Raw genomic sequence first — 14,512 nt, forward strand, 5'->3', positions numbered from 1 at the left:
GTCATGACATCCATCACGCTCCCCATCCTTCTTCTGCTCGGGGGCTTCGTCCTGCAACTGCTGCTCGGCCGCTGGCTGACGCCGGTGGGCAAGGGCGCGCTGGCGACCGCGGCGGTCTTCGCCTCCTTCCTCGCCACCCTGACGCTGGTGCCCGCCAGCATGGCCGGTATCGCCATGGCGGCGCCTCTGCTGCCGGTTTGGGACGGGCCGTTCTCCATCGGTCTGCGCCTTGACGGACTGAGCGTCCTGTTCATGCTGATGGGGACCGGCATCGGTGCCGCCATCCTGCTGTTCTCCGTGCGCTACATGGAGCATGAGGAACAGGGGACGACGCGCTTCTACGCGATCATGCTGGTCTTCATCGCCGGCCTGCTGCTGCTGTCCGGGGCCGCCGACATGCTGGGCGCCTATCTGGCCTGGGAGGTGATCGGGCTGTGCTCCTACAGTCTGGTCGGCTTCTGGTACCGGCAGCGGGCGGCGACCGACGGCGCCCGCAAGGTTCTCGTCATCACCCATCTTGCGGGCTACGGCTTCCTGATCGGGCTGGTGCTGGTCTATTCCCGCGCCGGCACTCTGGTCTGGACCGATCCGGCGGTTGGGACAGCCTTCACGTCGGGCATCGCGGCGCTGTTCGTCGTCGCGGCGATGGCGAAGTCGGTGATGTTCCCGCTGCACAGCTGGATCCCTGAGGCGATGAACGCCCCGACCCCGGTGTCGGCGCTGCTGCATTCGGCGTGCTACGTCAAGGCCGGCGTCTATCTCATCGCACGGATGTATGTGGTCGGGGATGGGCAGTGGCATGCGGCGCTGGAGGTGCCGCTGCTGGCGGTCGGCTGCGTCACCATTCTGGTCGGGGTCATCTTCGCCATGGCGCAGACCGACCTGAAGCGGCTGCTGGCCTTCCACACCGTCAGCCAGCTCGGCTACATCGTCGTCGCCCTGGCGCTCGGCAGCGATCTCGGGCTGGCGGCGGGGCTGTTCTATTGCCTGAGCCACGCGCTGTTCAAGGGCACGCTGTTCATGTGCGCCGGCGCCATCCAGCACGCCACCGGCACCCGCGACCTGCGGGAACTGGGCGGGCTGGCCACCGCGATGCCGGGGACCGCGAAGGTGTGGATCGTCGCCGCCGCCTCGATTGCCGGTGTGCCGCTGACCAACGGCTTCGTCGCCAAATGGCTGCTGTTCGGTGCGGCGCTCGACAAGGGGCTGCTCATGGTGGTGCTGGTCGGCTGGATTGGCAGCATCCTGACCGCCTTCTCCTTCCTGAAGGCCACCGTCAACGCCTTCTACGGCGTGCCGTCGACGTCGCTGATCGGCAAGCACATTCACGAGGCGTCGCCCAGCATGCTGGCCGGCATGGGATCGATGGCCGGTCTGTGCCTGCTGTTCGGGCTGGCGCCGCAGCTGCTGATGGTGCCGGTGGTGGCGCCGGCGGTGCGCTCGCTGGGCTTCGACTGGGCGGTGCAGATGAGCTGGCTCGGCATCCTGACCGATCGCGGCGGCATCGCCGTGACCGTTGGCGGCCTTGTGGTGCTGGCGTCCGCCATGCTGGGGTTGCTGGTCTACCGGGTGGCCCAGGCGCCGGCCACCGGTCTGGTGTCGGTCTATTCCGGTGGCGAGCCGCTGCCGGCCGGCGACCGTCCCGGTGCCGTCGATTTCGCCGAAATGGCGGAAAGCGCCTTCCATCCCGTCTATTCCCTCGATCCCGATCCCGTCTTCCTGCGGATCTGGCGCAGCCTGACCCGTGTGGCCGGCGCGGCGCAGATCTTGGCCGGCCGGCTGTTCGAGGATCGTCCGCTCCTGGCCATCGGCCTTGCCGCTGTCGCGGCACTGGCCGGCGTGTGGCTGGTTTGAGCGCGGCCGGAGGACTCCAACCATGGACATGGTATTGATTCCCCTCTTTCTGGCGATCGGGCTCGGCGTCGGGCTTTATGCAAGGGCGATCCCGCAGGGGAACGGCGGATGGTGGCGCTTCGCCGCCGCCACTGTCGCCCTGGCGGTTGCCGCCCGGTTGGCCGGGCATGGCTGGGCGGGAACTCTTTTGGCGTCGGCTGCCGAGCTGCTGGCGGTCGGCATGGTGTGGTGCGGCGGCACCGCCGAGGCCCGCGCCGCCGCCCGCAAATATCTGACCGCGGTGCTGCTCGCCACGCTGTGCGGCTGGACGGCGCTGGCGCTGATCCAGCTGGGTGCGGTGCGGCCCGCCGCTCCGTGGGACCGGCTGGCGCTGGCGTTGCTGCTGATCGGTGTGGCGCTGAAGCTGGGACTGGTTCCGGTCTATTTCTGGCTGCCGGCGGTGGCGCGGGCGTCGTCGGCGATGACGACGGCGCTGATCGTCGCGGTGGTCGATGTCGGCGGGTTCTGCGAGTTGCTGGCCTTGCGGGACGTTGCGCCCTGGATCTTCACCGACTTCGCGCCGTTGTGGATCGGGCTGGCGGGGCTGTCGCTGCTGGGAGCCGCCCTGCTGGCGTTGGCCCAGCGCGAGCTGAAGCCGATGCTGGCCTTCTCCTCCATCGATGACATGGGCTATCTGCTGCTCGGGCTGGTGGCCGGTGGGGCCGACGGCATGGCCGGGGCCTGGTTCGGGATCCTGGGCCATGCGCTGGGCAAGATCGTGTTGTTCGGTGCCGTCGGTGCGGCGGAGTGGCATCTCGGCCGACCGGTGACGCTGGATGACCGAGGCCTGTCCACCCCGCTGCCGGTGGCGAGTGCCGCCTTCATGCTGGGGGCACTGGGCTTCATCGGCATCCCACCGACGCTGGGCTTCGTCGGGCATTGGCGGCTGTATCTGGCTGGTGCGGAACTGGGCGGGCCGGTGCTGCTGGCGGTGCTCTATGCATCGTCCGCCATGGCGCTGCTCTGCTATGTCCGCGCCATCCACAGGGTTTGGTTGGGGCCGGCAGACGGGCTCGTCGGCGCGCGGCCCCTGCCGCATGCCGCCGCCCTCGTGCTGCTGGCCTTCGCCGTGGCGCCGGTGCTGTTCGGTCTGGCGCCGAATGCGCTGCGCCCCGCTGCCGAACCCCATCCGCATGTCGCCGAATTGGCGATTGAACCGGCGGCCAACCCGACCGGAGGTGTGAAATGAACCTGATCGAACGGGTCGTCGCCATCTCGCGCCGGCGGTCCCCCTGGATTTGCCGGCTGAACGCGGGATCCTGCAACGGCTGCGACATCGAGATCACACCGCTGCTGAGCCCGCGCTACGATGCCGAACAGCTGGGGGTGGAACTGCATGGCACGCCCAAGCATGCTGACATCGTCCTGATCTCCGGCACGTTGACCCTGCGGTCGCGGGAGGCGATCCTCGACATCTACGCCCAGGTTCCCAATCCCAAGGCGGTGGTGGCGCTGGGCTCCTGCCCGGCGTCGGGCAACGTCTTCGCCGGCAGTCCGCTGGTGCTGAGCGAGTCCCTGGACAGCGTTGTTCCGGTCGATGTCTGGGTGCCCGGCTGCCCGCCGCGGCCGCAGGCCATCCTGGACGGCATAGCCCGCGCCGCCAAGCTGCTGGAGGACGGCGCCACCAAAAGCCAATTGCAGAACTGGCTGGGGAGGCTGTCATGAATGCCGTCTGGTCCTATCTGATCGCCTTCGCCGTCTGGCCGGGCCTGCTGTTCGCAGCCCCGCTCGGCTGGCTGGAGCTGTGGTTCATGCGCAAGCTGGTCGCCCGCTTGCAGGGTCGCCGGGGCCCGCCCTTCTTTCAACCCTTTTTCGATTTCATGAAGCTGCTGGGCAAGGAGACGGTGATCCCGCGCGGCGTCAACCGCGGCATCTTCCTGGCCCTGCCGCTGGTGTCGGTGGGGGCGGTGACGGCGGCGCTTGCCATCGTTCCGCTGCCCGGCAATCCGGTGCCGTCACTGCCTGGCGACGTCGTGCTGCTGCTGTACCTCATGGAAGTGCCGGTGCTGTGCGAGGTGCTGGCCGGCTATGTCAGCCGCTCCATCTACGGACAGGTGGCGGCGATGCGCGAGGCACTGCTGTCGCTGGCCTACAACCTGCCCTTCCTGGTCGCCATCATTGCCATGGCGCAGGAGGCCGGCAGCTTCCAGATGAGCGCCTTGCAGGCTGCGCCATATGGGGTCGTGCATCTGCTGGCGGGGGCGACATTCCTGCTGGCGCTGCCGGCGCGGATGAAGCTGAATCCCTTCTCAATCGCCAATGCCGAGCATGAGATCGTCGCCGACAGTCACATCGAATACAGCGGCCCGCCGCTGGCCCTGTTCAAGCTGTCGCATGCCGTAGAGCTGGTTCTGCTGACCGAGCTGTTCGCCGTGGTCTTCATCCCGGCCACGCCCTGGCCGCTGCTGAACCTGCTGGTCTATCTGGCGGCGGGCGTCGCGGTGCTCGGCGGGGTGACGCTGCTGGCGACGGCGACGGCGCGGCTGCGGCTGGCGCAGGCCTTCCGTTTTTATTGGGTGTGGGGCGGCATTGCGTCGGCGGTCACCATGGCCGCCACGCTGGTCCGCTGAGGGGGTATGCCATGGCCATGCTGAAAACCATCCTCGGCAATCTGCTGCGCCCGTCGCGCACCCGGGATCCTGCCGACATGCCGGACGTGCCGCCGGTTTATCGCGGTGCGCTTGCCCATGATGCCGCCCGCTGCACCGCTTGCGGCACCTGCGCCTTCGTCTGTGCGCCGAAGGCAATCAGCTTCACCCAGGATCCTGGCGTGTCGGTGTCCTGGCATTTTTTCATCGGCCAATGCTCCTTCTGCGGGCTGTGCGCGCAGAACTGCCCGACGCAGGCGATCAGCCTGAATGCGGACGTGCCGGCGGGGATGGACAGCGCGGCCGGCGACGGGTTGCGGCTGGAGAGCGTCGTCCACTTGCAGCCCTGTACCCGCTGCGGCGCTGCCCATGTGCCGCTGCCGGACGCGACGATGGCCGTGCTGTGGGGCACGGAGGAGGCCGAGCGCGGCTATTGCCCGGACTGCCGGCGCTGGGCGGCGAGCGCGCGGCTGCGCTCCGCCTTCGTCCCGGCCGCCGCGGAGGAGGTGCATCATGAGCGCTGACAGTTCCCTCCGCCGGCTGACCGAAGCCTTGCAGGCCATTCCCGGTGTGCGGTCCGTCACCGACGACAACGGTGCCCTGTGGGCCGATGCTCCGCTGCTGGATGTGGAGGCGATGGCCGCCACCATGGCGGACCTCGGCATCCGGCTCGGCACCGTCACGGCGATCCCGCATGCGGGGGATGGCGAAGCGACGGTGATCTACCACTATATCGACGAACATCGGGTCATCAGCGTGAAGACCTGCACCCGCAACGGCGCGCTGCCTTCGCTGGCGCCGACCGTCCGGGCAGCATCCTGGGCGGAGCGCGAGATCCGCGACCTGTTCGCGGTGGAGTTCCCCGGCCATCCCAATCCGGTGCCGCTGATCCGGCCCGACGGCATCGATACCGCGACCCTGCGCGAGGCGATGTGCCGTCCGGCGGCCGTTGCCCGCAAGCCGGTGTCACCTCTGGCTTCTCCGCAGTCTTCCAATCCGGTCCGTTCCTAGGAGTTTCCGGCCATGCCCTACAGCTTTCCGCTCGGCCCCTATCACCCGGCGTTGGAAGAGCCCTTCAAGGTCAAGGTCCAGTGCCGCGGGGAGGTCATCGACAGTGCCACCGTTGAGGTCGGATTCAGCTTCCGCGGGATCGAACTGCTTGCCCAGAAACGCAATTGGGTGGAGGTCATCACCCTGATCGAGCGGGTCTGCGGCATCTGCTCCAACACCCATGCGATGACCTTCTGCATTGCGGCGGAAACCATCGCCGGCATCGAGATTCCCAAGCGTGCCGCCCACATCCGCACCATCATCGCCGAACTGGAGCGGCTGCACTCCCACCTGCTGTGGGCGGGTGTGGGGGCGGAGGACATCGGATTCCACTCCCTGTTCATGGAGGTGTTCAGCCTGCGCGAACTGGTGATGGACATGCTGGAAGCGATCAGCGGCAACCGGGTGAATTACGGCATGAACTGCATCGGTGGCGTCCTTCGCGACATCCCCGATCCGGCGCGGTATCTGCCGGCACTCGACGCGCTGTCGAAGGGGCTGGCGGAGATCGTCATTCCGACCTTCACCGAAAATCCGACGGCGCTGGCCCGCACCCGCGGCGTCGGCCGGCTGAACCGCGAGCAGGCGGTGGACTGGGCGGTGGTCGGGCCGGTCGCCCGCGCCTCCGGCCTCGACATCGACGTGCGCAAGGATCAGCCCTACCTGTCCTATACCGATCTTGGATTCCGCAGCGTCGTCCGGGAGGAGGGCGACGTACTGGCCCGCGTGGTGGTGCGGGCGCTGGAAATGGTCGAGAGCTTGCGGATGATCCGCGAGGCGCTGCTATCGCTGCCCGCCGGGCCGTTGCGGGCGACAGAGGGGCTGCCGGAGATCCCCGTCGGCGAAGCCACCATCCGCACCGAGGCGCCGCGGGGGGAAGCTTTCTATTACGTCGCTTCCGAGGGTGGCGCCACGCCGGCACGGGTAAAAATCCGCACGCCGTCCTTCGTCAACATCCCGGCCATCGAAGCCATGGTGACTGGTCAGCCGTTGGCCGACCTGTCGATCATCCAGGCGTCGGTCGATCCCTGCATCTCCTGCACGGACAGATAGCGGAAGCCGGTTGTAAAGGGCGATTGATCGGAATGGCGCCACGCTTACGCCCTTCAGGTGTCCAGGCAGCCCCCCTTCGGCGCGACGGTGATGCGGATCAGTTCCGACCCGCCGCCGCCGAAGACATTGCCGCCGGTGTAGGTCAGGCAGCCTTCGTTGCGGTAGATGACCTGGAGCCGCTGGGCATCGTTGCCGAAATAGAAGGGGATCCAACGCTTGCCGGTCTCGTGCCGGATCATGTTGTCCGGCGCGCCGATCATGGTGGAGACCTCCTCCATCGTCATGCCGATCTGGAGCTTGGCGAAGCGGCTGCCGGGGGCAGGGGTGCCGATCACCTCGCCCTCGTACCGGCCGTCGCGCGACTTCACCATGCGCGCGCCCGGCGTCGAAGGCGAGGCCGAGGCGGCGGCACCGGTCCCGTCCCCGGTTGCAGCCCCCTGCTGTTGCCCAGCGCAGCCGATCAGCAGCGCCACCATCGACAATGCCGCCCAGGTCGTCTTCCCTGCCATGTCTTCCCTCACCGTCTCTGTTCTGGTTGTTGCCCTGCGGGGCCGACTATGAGGGTGATAACCCCGGGACGGCATCGGCAAAGGCGGATGAAGAACGTCTAAGAGGGGTAGTAACAACAGAGAGTTATTCGGGCGTCATGCCTTCATGCCCTTGTTTCACTCTGCCGTTTACCCGTGTAGTTCTTGAACAGGTCGTAATCGGTGTCGCAGCGCACCTGAGCCAGTCCGGCCTCTGCCATAGCAGCGGTGATTACCTCCGGTTCCACGCAGCGGTCGATCGTTTCCCAGTAATAGCGCATCAGAGTCCGCCCGCTCTCGCCACCCCCGCTGAGGCGCGACACCGCCGGCACCACCATGCCGAGATAGGCGTTCATCAGATGCCGGGTGACTGGGCGGCATGGTCGGCCGATCTCCATCACCAGCACGCTACCGCCGGGGCGCAGCACGCGCCGGAACTCACGGAAGGTGGCTGTCAGGTCGCCGACATGGCGCAGCGCGTAACCGATGGTGACGAGGTCGACGCTGGCATCCGCCAACGGCAGTGCATCGGCCACGCCCTGGATCAGCGGGATGGGCAGGCTGCGCCGCGCCTCCGCCAGCATCGCTTCGCTGAGATCCAGGCCGATCACGTCGCCGGGATTGCCGCAGAGCGCCACAGCTTCCCGTGCCACCAGACCGGTGCCGATGGCGACGTCCAGCACCCGCATGCCCGGCCGCAAACCTGCCCGCTTCAGGCACTGCGCCCGATACCAGGAGCCGGAACCAAGGGCGAAGATGGCGTTGATGCGGTCGTAATGGTGAGCGGTTCGGTTGAACAGCCTGCGGACGAAATGCTGCCGCTGCGCCTTGTCGCCGTAATAGGAGTCCAGAACGGGGTGCGGTTCAACGGCGGTGCCGACGCGGGGCGAGGATTCGGTCGGCACGTCGGTATCTCCTTCATATCCGGATTCGGGATCAGTCGAAGATGTCGCTTGCTCCGCTGACCCGGCTGTCGGTGTTGGTGGCGCCTGAAATCAGCTCTCCCTGCCCGGTGTCACCCGAACCATGCATCCCCGGTTGAGTTGAGCGGTTTCCGGAGGTTGGTATCTTGTGGGTGCTGCCCGCCGGTAGGCAAGTGTGTTCGCATGTCACCAAATGGGTAATCACTTAAGACAGTTGCCAAGTGTCAAGTGCATTGGCGGTATTGTGCGGAAGTTCGCAGCATAATTCAAATCGTGCTAAAACAATTCTGCATCAGGATACTGGATCAGTGAGCGTTGATATCGGCGGCGATTGAATATGTCATTTTGGTTAGGTCCTGGATAAACGGCAGTATCAGGGTTTTGTCCCTGGATTGTGCGCATTGGGGTGCGGTAAATTTAGATGCAAAGTTGCCGCTCGCGAGAGCCAGAAACGGGTATCCACATCGAACATCCCCGAAGCGGGACAAGCCTAGAGCGGGAGAGCGGCAAAGCCCATGGTGTCGAACGGCTCAAATTACGATTGCGATGTCCTGGTGGTGGGCGGTGGGCCTGCCGGGTCAACCGCGGCGGCGCTGCTGGCCGGTAAGGGCCATCGGGTGGTGCTGCTGGAAAAGGACCATCACCCCCGCTTCCACATCGGCGAATCGCTGCTTCCCTGCAATCTGCCCCTGCTGAAGCAGTTGGGCGTGCTGGAGGAGGTGGAGCGGATCGGCATGCTGAAATGCGGGGCGGAGTTCGTTTCGACCTATCACGGCAAGTCCGTCACCTTCGACTTTGCCAATGCCTGGGACAAGACAAAACCCTACGCCTATCAGGTCCGTCGGTCGGAATTCGACGACATCCTGATCCGCAACGCCGCCGCCAAGGGCGCCACCGTCATCGAGGGCTGCAAGGTGACGGACGTTGACATCCAGGGGACGGAGGGGGCCACCGTCACCGCCCGGCGGGAGGACGGCACGATCCGGACCCTGCGCACACGCTTCCTCGTCGACGCGTCAGGCCGCGACACGCTGCTGGCCTCCCGCTTCGGCATCAAGCGGCGCAATGCCAAGCACAACAGCGCTGCGGTGTTCGGCCATTTCACCGGTGCCAAGCGACTGTCCGGCAAGGCGGAAGGCAACATCTCCATCTTCTGGTTCGACCATGGCTGGTTCTGGTTCATCCCGCTGGCAGACGGCACCACCAGCGTGGGTGCGGTGTGCTGGCCCTATTACTTTAAAATGCGCAAGACCGACCAGACCCGTTTCTTCCTCGACACCGTGGCGCTTTGCCCGCCGCTGGCCGAACGGCTGGAGGGCGCGGAACTGACCGGTCCGGTGACGGGAACCGGCAACTTCTCCTACCAGGCCGATCGAATGGCGGGGCCGGGCTACGTGATGCTGGGCGACGCCTTCGCCTTCATCGATCCGATGTTCTCCACAGGTGTCTATCTGGCGATGACCAGCGCCTTCGAGGGGGCCGAAGCGGTTGACGCCTGCCTGCGGGAGCCGGCACGGCAGGAACAGGCTCTGAAACGCTTTGAACGGACTGTCCGTCAGGGCGTCGGCACTTTCTCCTGGTACATCTACCGGGTGACGTCGCCGGCATTGAGGAACCTGTTCATGGGGCCGCGCAACGTCTTCCGTGTGGAGGAGGCGCTGCTGTCGCTTCTGGCCGGCGACGTCTTCCGCCCGTCGCCGATCCGGACGCGGCTGAAGATATTCAAGGCGATCTACTACATGAACGCCCTGCTGGACTTCAAAAGGAACTACATGGCATGGCGGAAACGGCGGCAGAACGTGCGCACCCCCGTGGGCGACGCGGTCTAGGCATTCTCGGCGCGGTCCGGCGGGCCTGGGACTATCCCCTGTTCTATGGCCTGCTATTCCTGTTCGGTCTGATGTCGCTGGCCTGGAGCCTGACCGCGGCTCTGGTCGGCCCGCTTCTGCCGCGCCGGATTGCCGGTCCGCTCGGCCGGCTGGCGATCAAGTCGGGGTTCAGCCTGTATCTGGGGACGCTGCGCGCCTGCGGGGTGCTGAAGACCGACCTCTCGGCGCTGGATGAATTGAAGGGCGATGGCGGCCTGCTGATTTGCCCGAACCATCCGTCGATCCTGGATGCCGTCCTGCTGATTTCTCGGTTGCCGGATGTCGTCTGCATCGCCAAGGCCCCGGTCTACGACAACCTCTTCCTCGGCGGTGGGGCGCGGATGGCCGGCTATATCCGCAACGACGCACCCAATTCGCTGGTCAAGATGGCGGCGCAGCGGGTGCGCGCCGGTCACCAACTGCTGATCTTTCCGGAAGGCACCCGGACGGAACGGGCGCCGGTCAATACGCTGAAGGGTGGCTTCGCGCTGATCGCCAAGACGGCGGGGGTTCCGGTGCAGACCGTGTTCATCGAGGCTAACAGCAACTTTCTCGGCAAGGGCTGGCCGCTGTTCCGCAAGCCGGAGTTTCCGCTGGTCTACACCGTTCGCCTCGGCCGCCGCTTCGATCCGCCGACCGATGTGCGCGGGCTGGTCGAGGATGTGGAACGCCATTACAGGGCAGAGCTTTGATCACCGACGCCTCCACCAGCCATCTCGTTCTGATCCCCAGCTACAACACGGGGCCGAAGCTGTTCGAGACGGTACGAGCGGCCCGCGCACAGTGGGCGCCGGTCTGGGTCGTCATCGACGGCAGCACCGACGGCACGGCGACGGAGTTGCGGACGATGGCGGCGGACGATCCGCATCTGCGCGTGCTGGAACTGCCGGTCAACCGTGGCAAGGGGGCCGCCGTCCTGCATGGGCTGGATGAGGCGGAACGCTGCGGCTTCACCCACGCCCTGACCATGGACGCCGACGGCCAGCATCCGGCCGATCGCATCCCGCAGTTCCAGGGCGTGTCTCTGGCTAATCCCGACGCGCTGGTGCTGGGCCGGCCGGTGTTCGACGCCGCCGCCCCTCGCCTGCGGGTGGGTGGACGCAAGATCTCCAACTGGTGGGCCAATCTGGAGACATTGTGGGGCGGGATCGGCGATTCGCTGTTCGGCTTCCGCGTCTATCCGATCAAGCCGCTGCGGGCGGTGATGCGGGGCAATCCGTGGATGCGCCGCTTCGACTTCGATCCTGAGGTGGCGGTGCGCCTCTGCTGGGCCGGCCTGCCGACCATCAACCTGCCGGCGCCCGTCCGCTATTTCAAGGCGGAGGAGGGCGGCGTTTCCCATTTCAACTATGTCCGGGACAACGCCCTGCTGACCTGGATGCACACGCGGCTGATGATTGGCTTCATTGGCCGGCTGCCGATGCTGACGGTACGGCGGCTGCGCACCCGTCCCGTCAGATCATTCCTCCGTTGATCGAGACGATCTGGCCGGAGATGTAGGCGGCGCGGTCCGACGCCAGGAAGGCGACGAGGTCCGCCACCTCCTCCGGCCGGCCGGCGCGCTTCATCGGCACCATCCGCTTGACCATGTCGGCGTCGAAGACGGCATCGGCCATCGGCGAGGTTATGATGCCCGGCGCCACCGCGTTGACGGTGATGCCGCGCGGCGCCAGTTCCAGCGCCAGCGATTTGGTGGCGCCATGCAGTCCGGCCTTGGCGGCGGCATAGTTTGTCTGGCCGCGGTTGCCGGTGACGGCCGTCACCGACGATACGCTTACGATCCGGCCCCAGCGCGTGCCGATCATCGGCATCAGCAGCGGTTGCGTCACATTGAAGAAGCCGTTCAGCGAAACATCGATGACGCGGTTCCATTGCTCCCGCCGCATCGCCGGCATCGCCGCATCGTCGTGGATACCGGCATTGTTCACCAGGATCTGGATCGGGCCGGACTCCAGCATTTGGTTGAGCGCCACGGCGGTCGCCTCTGCATCGGCGACGTCGAAGGCGACCGCTTCGGCCGATCCGCCGGATGCAACGATTTCGGCCGTCAGCGCTTTGGCGCGCGCGGGGGAGCCGTTGGCGTGCACCAGCACATGGCAACCGTCGGCGGCCAGCGCTTTGCAGACCGCTGCCCCAAGCACGCCGCTGCCGCCGGTGACGAGTGCGCGTTTCATGCCGCCCCCAAACTCGTGATGTCGGTGTCGATCACCACCGCCGCCCTGCCACTCAGCAGGTCGCGAGATCCGGTGGTGATGGAGAAGGCGTAGATCACCCGGTTGCCTTCGCCGGTCAGATTCTCGGCGTCGATGACCAGATCCTCCGCGATGTCGTCGAGGCGGGCGATATGGCAGGTGAGGTCGCGCAGGCTGGCGAGGTATCCCGCGGCCGGACGGTTGCCGCCGGCGGTCAGCCCACCATGCACAGCCATCGCCTGTGACGCATATTCCACTCCGCACAGCGTGGCCAGCCTTCCCCCATGGCGCAGGGGATTGTCGGGCGCGCGATGGCTGTGGGCGATACAGCGGATGCGGCTGCCATCCCAGGACAGCACGCCGTCCAGCAGGCACATGGTCCCGGTATGGGGGATCAGGCTGGCAATCTCCGCACGGTTCATCAGCATGGTGCACTGACTCGAACGATCACCCGCCCGCTCGGCGGCAGATCGAGCACCACCTGTTCCGGCGCGCCGCCCGTACAAACCCGCGCCAGCGCGGCCAGCATTGGCAGGGCGCGCGCGGTCGGATTGCCGACGCGCAATGCTTCCAGCCGGACACCGGCCATGCGGTCGATCGGTTCGGTCCCGCGCGACAGCTCGATGTCCAGGCAGGCGAGGCAGCGATCGGTCGGCTGCGGGACCAGGACCAGGGCGGTGCCGAAAGTTCCGGCGATGGGGCGGACCATGCTCAGTGGCTCCGGATAGGGCAGGTCGTAGGCGATCAGCCCGACGGTCCAGCCATCGACCGCCACCTCCGCCGCCGCTTCCAGCAGGCCGGTCTGGAAGCTCTCGTCATGGGCGGACAGGCTGGTGGAGGGCTCGCGGCAGCGGGTGGCGATGCTCCAGTAGCCGGCTGGCGCATTGTGGACGGAGTTGTGGAAGCGCGTCGGCGAGATGTCGCGCTCCTCCGTCGCCAGCGCTTCGAGGATCTGGTGCAGCGTGTCGGGATCGCCGCTGGAGGACGTGAAGACGGTGGCGACCGTGGCGGCATCGCGGCCAGCCTGTTCCAGCGCCTCCGCCCCCACCGCCATCGCGAGCTTGACGGTCGGCACGCTGCGACGTCGCTCGGCAGGTGGAAGAAGGGGGCTGGCGGTCAGCACGGCCGGCGAGGCGACATAGGTGGTATCGCCGGTCAGAACCGCGCGCGACTGCTCCCAGCCCGGAAGGCCGGGACCGAGCAGGCCGATCCCCTCGACATAGGCGCGCATCAGGCAGCCCACCCGAAGATCAGGCTGCTGTTGCTGCCGCCGAAGCCGAAGGAGTTGGTCATCACCCGGTCCAACCGCCCCGTCTCGTTGGCCGTCAGATATCGGCTGCGCAGGGCAGGGTCGAGGATCCGGGTCTGCGGGCTGCCGGGAATCAGGCCGGTGCGCAGAGCCAGCACGCTGATGATCGCTTCCACAATCCCGGCTGCACCCAGCGTGTGGCCGGTGTAGCCCTTCGTCGAACTGACCGGGGTGCAGGTGCCTAGCAGGCCGGTGATCGCCTGATCCTCCGCCGCGTCGCCATAGGTGGTGGCGGTGCCGTGCAGGTTGACATAGTCGATGTCCCCCGGCCGCAAGGCGGCGCTGGCCAGCGCCCGCTCCATCGCCAGCCGGGCGCCCAGCCCGTCTGGGTGCGGGGTCGACATATGGTGGGCGTCGTTGCTTTCACCGGCGCCTAGCAGGTGGACGGTCCCGGCGGCAGGACTCTGGTTCGCGCGTTCCAGCAGGGCGAAGCCGGCCCCCTCGCCCAGCGAGACGCCGCTGCGCTCCGCATCGAAGGGCCGGCAGGGGGTGGGGGAGACCAGCTCCAGCGAATGGAATCCGTAGAGCGTCGTCAGGCACAGGCTGTCGGCCCCGCCGACCACTGCCGCGTCGCACAGGTCGGCGGCGATCATGCGGGCCGCGTTGGCGAAGACCTTCGATGTCGTAGCGCAGGCGGAGGAAACGACGAAGGCCGGCCCCGTCAACCCCAGGCGATGGCGGACGAAGTCTGCCAGCGAACCGGTGCTGTGGGTGGTGGCGAAGCTGAAGGCGGCTGGCAGCGCCCCGGTCTGCGGGTCGCGCGCGCGGAAGGCCAGCTCCGCTGACAGGATACCGGATGTGCTGGTGCCCAGGAAGACACCGATCCGGTCGGCGCCGTAGCGCTCTCGGGCACCGGCGACCGCCTCGGCGAAGCCGTCCCGGTGCAGGGCCATTTCGGCAAGCCGGTTGTTGCGGCACTCGAAGCTGGCAAGGTTGTCCGGCAGGCGCACATCGTTCACCCCGGCCACTTCGCCGATATGGGTGTCCAGTGTAACCGTCTCGAAACTGCAAGGTTTCAGGCCGCTCCGGCCGGTGTGCAGAGCATCCAGGGTTGCTTCCTGGCCAGGGCCAAGACTGCTGACGATGCTCATATGGCTTACGGCGAGTGG

At 66.9% G+C, this 14,512-nt stretch carries 16 protein-coding genes; 10 read left to right on the forward strand and 6 right to left on the reverse strand.

The window, feature by feature from the left end; all coding sequences use genetic code 11:
• Positions 1-3 precede the first annotated feature (3 nt).
• The 7 genes from E6C72_RS23480 to E6C72_RS23510 are packed head-to-tail and all read left to right on the forward strand — an operon-like array spanning position 4 to position 6,584.
• Positions 4-1,854, forward strand: coding sequence for an NADH-quinone oxidoreductase subunit L (locus tag E6C72_RS23480; protein WP_109084217.1), 1,851 nt, complete (start codon positions 4-6; stop codon positions 1,852-1,854).
• A gap of 22 nt (positions 1,855-1,876) precedes the next feature.
• Positions 1,877-3,082: a proton-conducting transporter membrane subunit gene (locus E6C72_RS23485; protein WP_109084216.1), complete on the forward strand. Its 1,206-nt coding sequence runs from the start codon at positions 1,877-1,879 to the stop codon at positions 3,080-3,082.
• Positions 3,079-3,558 (forward strand): NADH-quinone oxidoreductase subunit B family protein, encoded by a 480-nt coding sequence (locus E6C72_RS23490; RefSeq protein ID WP_109084215.1) that lies wholly within the window; start codon positions 3,079-3,081, stop codon positions 3,556-3,558. The genes E6C72_RS23485 and E6C72_RS23490 overlap by 4 nt, the downstream gene beginning before the upstream one ends.
• The gene (locus E6C72_RS23495; RefSeq protein WP_109084214.1) at positions 3,555-4,463 is read left to right on the forward strand and encodes a complex I subunit 1 family protein; all 909 of its coding nucleotides are present in this window, start codon (positions 3,555-3,557) and stop codon (positions 4,461-4,463) included. The genes E6C72_RS23490 and E6C72_RS23495 overlap by 4 nt, the downstream gene beginning before the upstream one ends.
• A gap of 11 nt (positions 4,464-4,474) precedes the next feature.
• Entirely contained in the window at positions 4,475-5,005 is a 531-nt protein-coding gene (locus E6C72_RS23500) for a 4Fe-4S dicluster domain-containing protein (RefSeq protein ID WP_109084213.1), read from the forward strand.
• Positions 4,995-5,492 carry an NADH-quinone oxidoreductase subunit C gene (locus tag E6C72_RS23505; protein WP_109084212.1) on the forward strand — a complete coding sequence of 166 codons (498 nt, stop codon included), beginning with the start codon at positions 4,995-4,997 and terminating at the stop codon, positions 5,490-5,492. Before E6C72_RS23500 ends, E6C72_RS23505 begins: the two co-directional genes overlap by 11 nt.
• 12 nt (positions 5,493-5,504) lie before the next feature.
• Positions 5,505-6,584 (forward strand): nickel-dependent hydrogenase large subunit, encoded by a 1,080-nt coding sequence (locus tag E6C72_RS23510; protein ID WP_109084211.1) that lies wholly within the window; start codon positions 5,505-5,507, stop codon positions 6,582-6,584.
• A gap of 53 nt (positions 6,585-6,637) precedes the next feature.
• On the opposite strand, the gene E6C72_RS23515 is transcribed toward E6C72_RS23510, so the two are convergent.
• The gene (locus E6C72_RS23515; RefSeq protein ID WP_109084210.1) at positions 6,638-7,093 is read right to left on the reverse strand and encodes a hypothetical protein; all 456 of its coding nucleotides are present in this window, start codon (positions 7,091-7,093) and stop codon (positions 6,638-6,640) included.
• A 143-nt stretch (positions 7,094-7,236) separates the two neighbouring features.
• Positions 7,237-8,016, reverse strand: coding sequence for a class I SAM-dependent methyltransferase (locus tag E6C72_RS23520; protein ID WP_247875477.1), 780 nt, complete (start codon positions 8,014-8,016; stop codon positions 7,237-7,239).
• 533 nt (positions 8,017-8,549) lie between these two features.
• Between E6C72_RS23520 and E6C72_RS23525 the strand changes: the two genes are divergently transcribed.
• Genes E6C72_RS23525 through E6C72_RS23535 form a run of 3 tightly spaced genes read left to right on the forward strand, consistent with a single transcriptional unit; the run spans position 8,550 to position 11,376 of the window.
• Positions 8,550-9,863: an NAD(P)/FAD-dependent oxidoreductase gene (locus tag E6C72_RS23525; RefSeq protein ID WP_109084209.1), complete on the forward strand. Its 1,314-nt coding sequence runs from the start codon at positions 8,550-8,552 to the stop codon at positions 9,861-9,863.
• Entirely contained in the window at positions 9,812-10,594 is a 783-nt protein-coding gene (locus tag E6C72_RS23530; protein ID WP_109084208.1) for a 1-acyl-sn-glycerol-3-phosphate acyltransferase, read from the forward strand. Before E6C72_RS23525 ends, E6C72_RS23530 begins: the two co-directional genes overlap by 52 nt.
• Positions 10,591-11,376 (forward strand): glycosyltransferase family 2 protein, encoded by a 786-nt coding sequence (locus E6C72_RS23535; protein ID WP_247875476.1) that lies wholly within the window; start codon positions 10,591-10,593, stop codon positions 11,374-11,376. Before E6C72_RS23530 ends, E6C72_RS23535 begins: the two co-directional genes overlap by 4 nt.
• On the opposite strand, the gene fabG is transcribed toward E6C72_RS23535, so the two are convergent.
• Genes fabG through E6C72_RS23555 form a run of 4 tightly spaced genes read right to left on the reverse strand, consistent with a single transcriptional unit; the run spans position 11,357 to position 14,494 of the window.
• Complete coding sequence (fabG, locus tag E6C72_RS23540) at positions 11,357-12,076, reverse strand: 3-oxoacyl-ACP reductase FabG (protein ID WP_109084207.1); 720 nt, start codon at positions 12,074-12,076, stop codon at positions 11,357-11,359. The genes E6C72_RS23535 and fabG overlap by 20 nt on opposite strands.
• Positions 12,073-12,522 carry a hydroxymyristoyl-ACP dehydratase gene (locus E6C72_RS23545; protein ID WP_109084206.1) on the reverse strand — a complete coding sequence of 150 codons (450 nt, stop codon included), beginning with the start codon at positions 12,520-12,522 and terminating at the stop codon, positions 12,073-12,075. Before E6C72_RS23545 ends, fabG begins: the two co-directional genes overlap by 4 nt.
• Positions 12,516-13,325, reverse strand: coding sequence for a beta-ketoacyl synthase chain length factor (locus E6C72_RS23550; protein WP_199228672.1), 810 nt, complete (start codon positions 13,323-13,325; stop codon positions 12,516-12,518). The genes E6C72_RS23545 and E6C72_RS23550 overlap by 7 nt, the downstream gene beginning before the upstream one ends.
• Positions 13,325-14,494, reverse strand: a complete 1,170-nt coding sequence (locus E6C72_RS23555) for a beta-ketoacyl-[acyl-carrier-protein] synthase family protein (protein WP_109084205.1) — start codon at positions 14,492-14,494, stop codon at positions 13,325-13,327. The genes E6C72_RS23550 and E6C72_RS23555 overlap by 1 nt, the downstream gene beginning before the upstream one ends.
• Positions 14,495-14,512: the final 18 nt, after the last annotated feature.

This window comes from Azospirillum sp. TSH100 (genome assembly GCF_004923295.1).
In the GTDB taxonomy this organism is placed as follows: Bacteria; Pseudomonadota; Alphaproteobacteria; order Azospirillales; family Azospirillaceae; genus Azospirillum.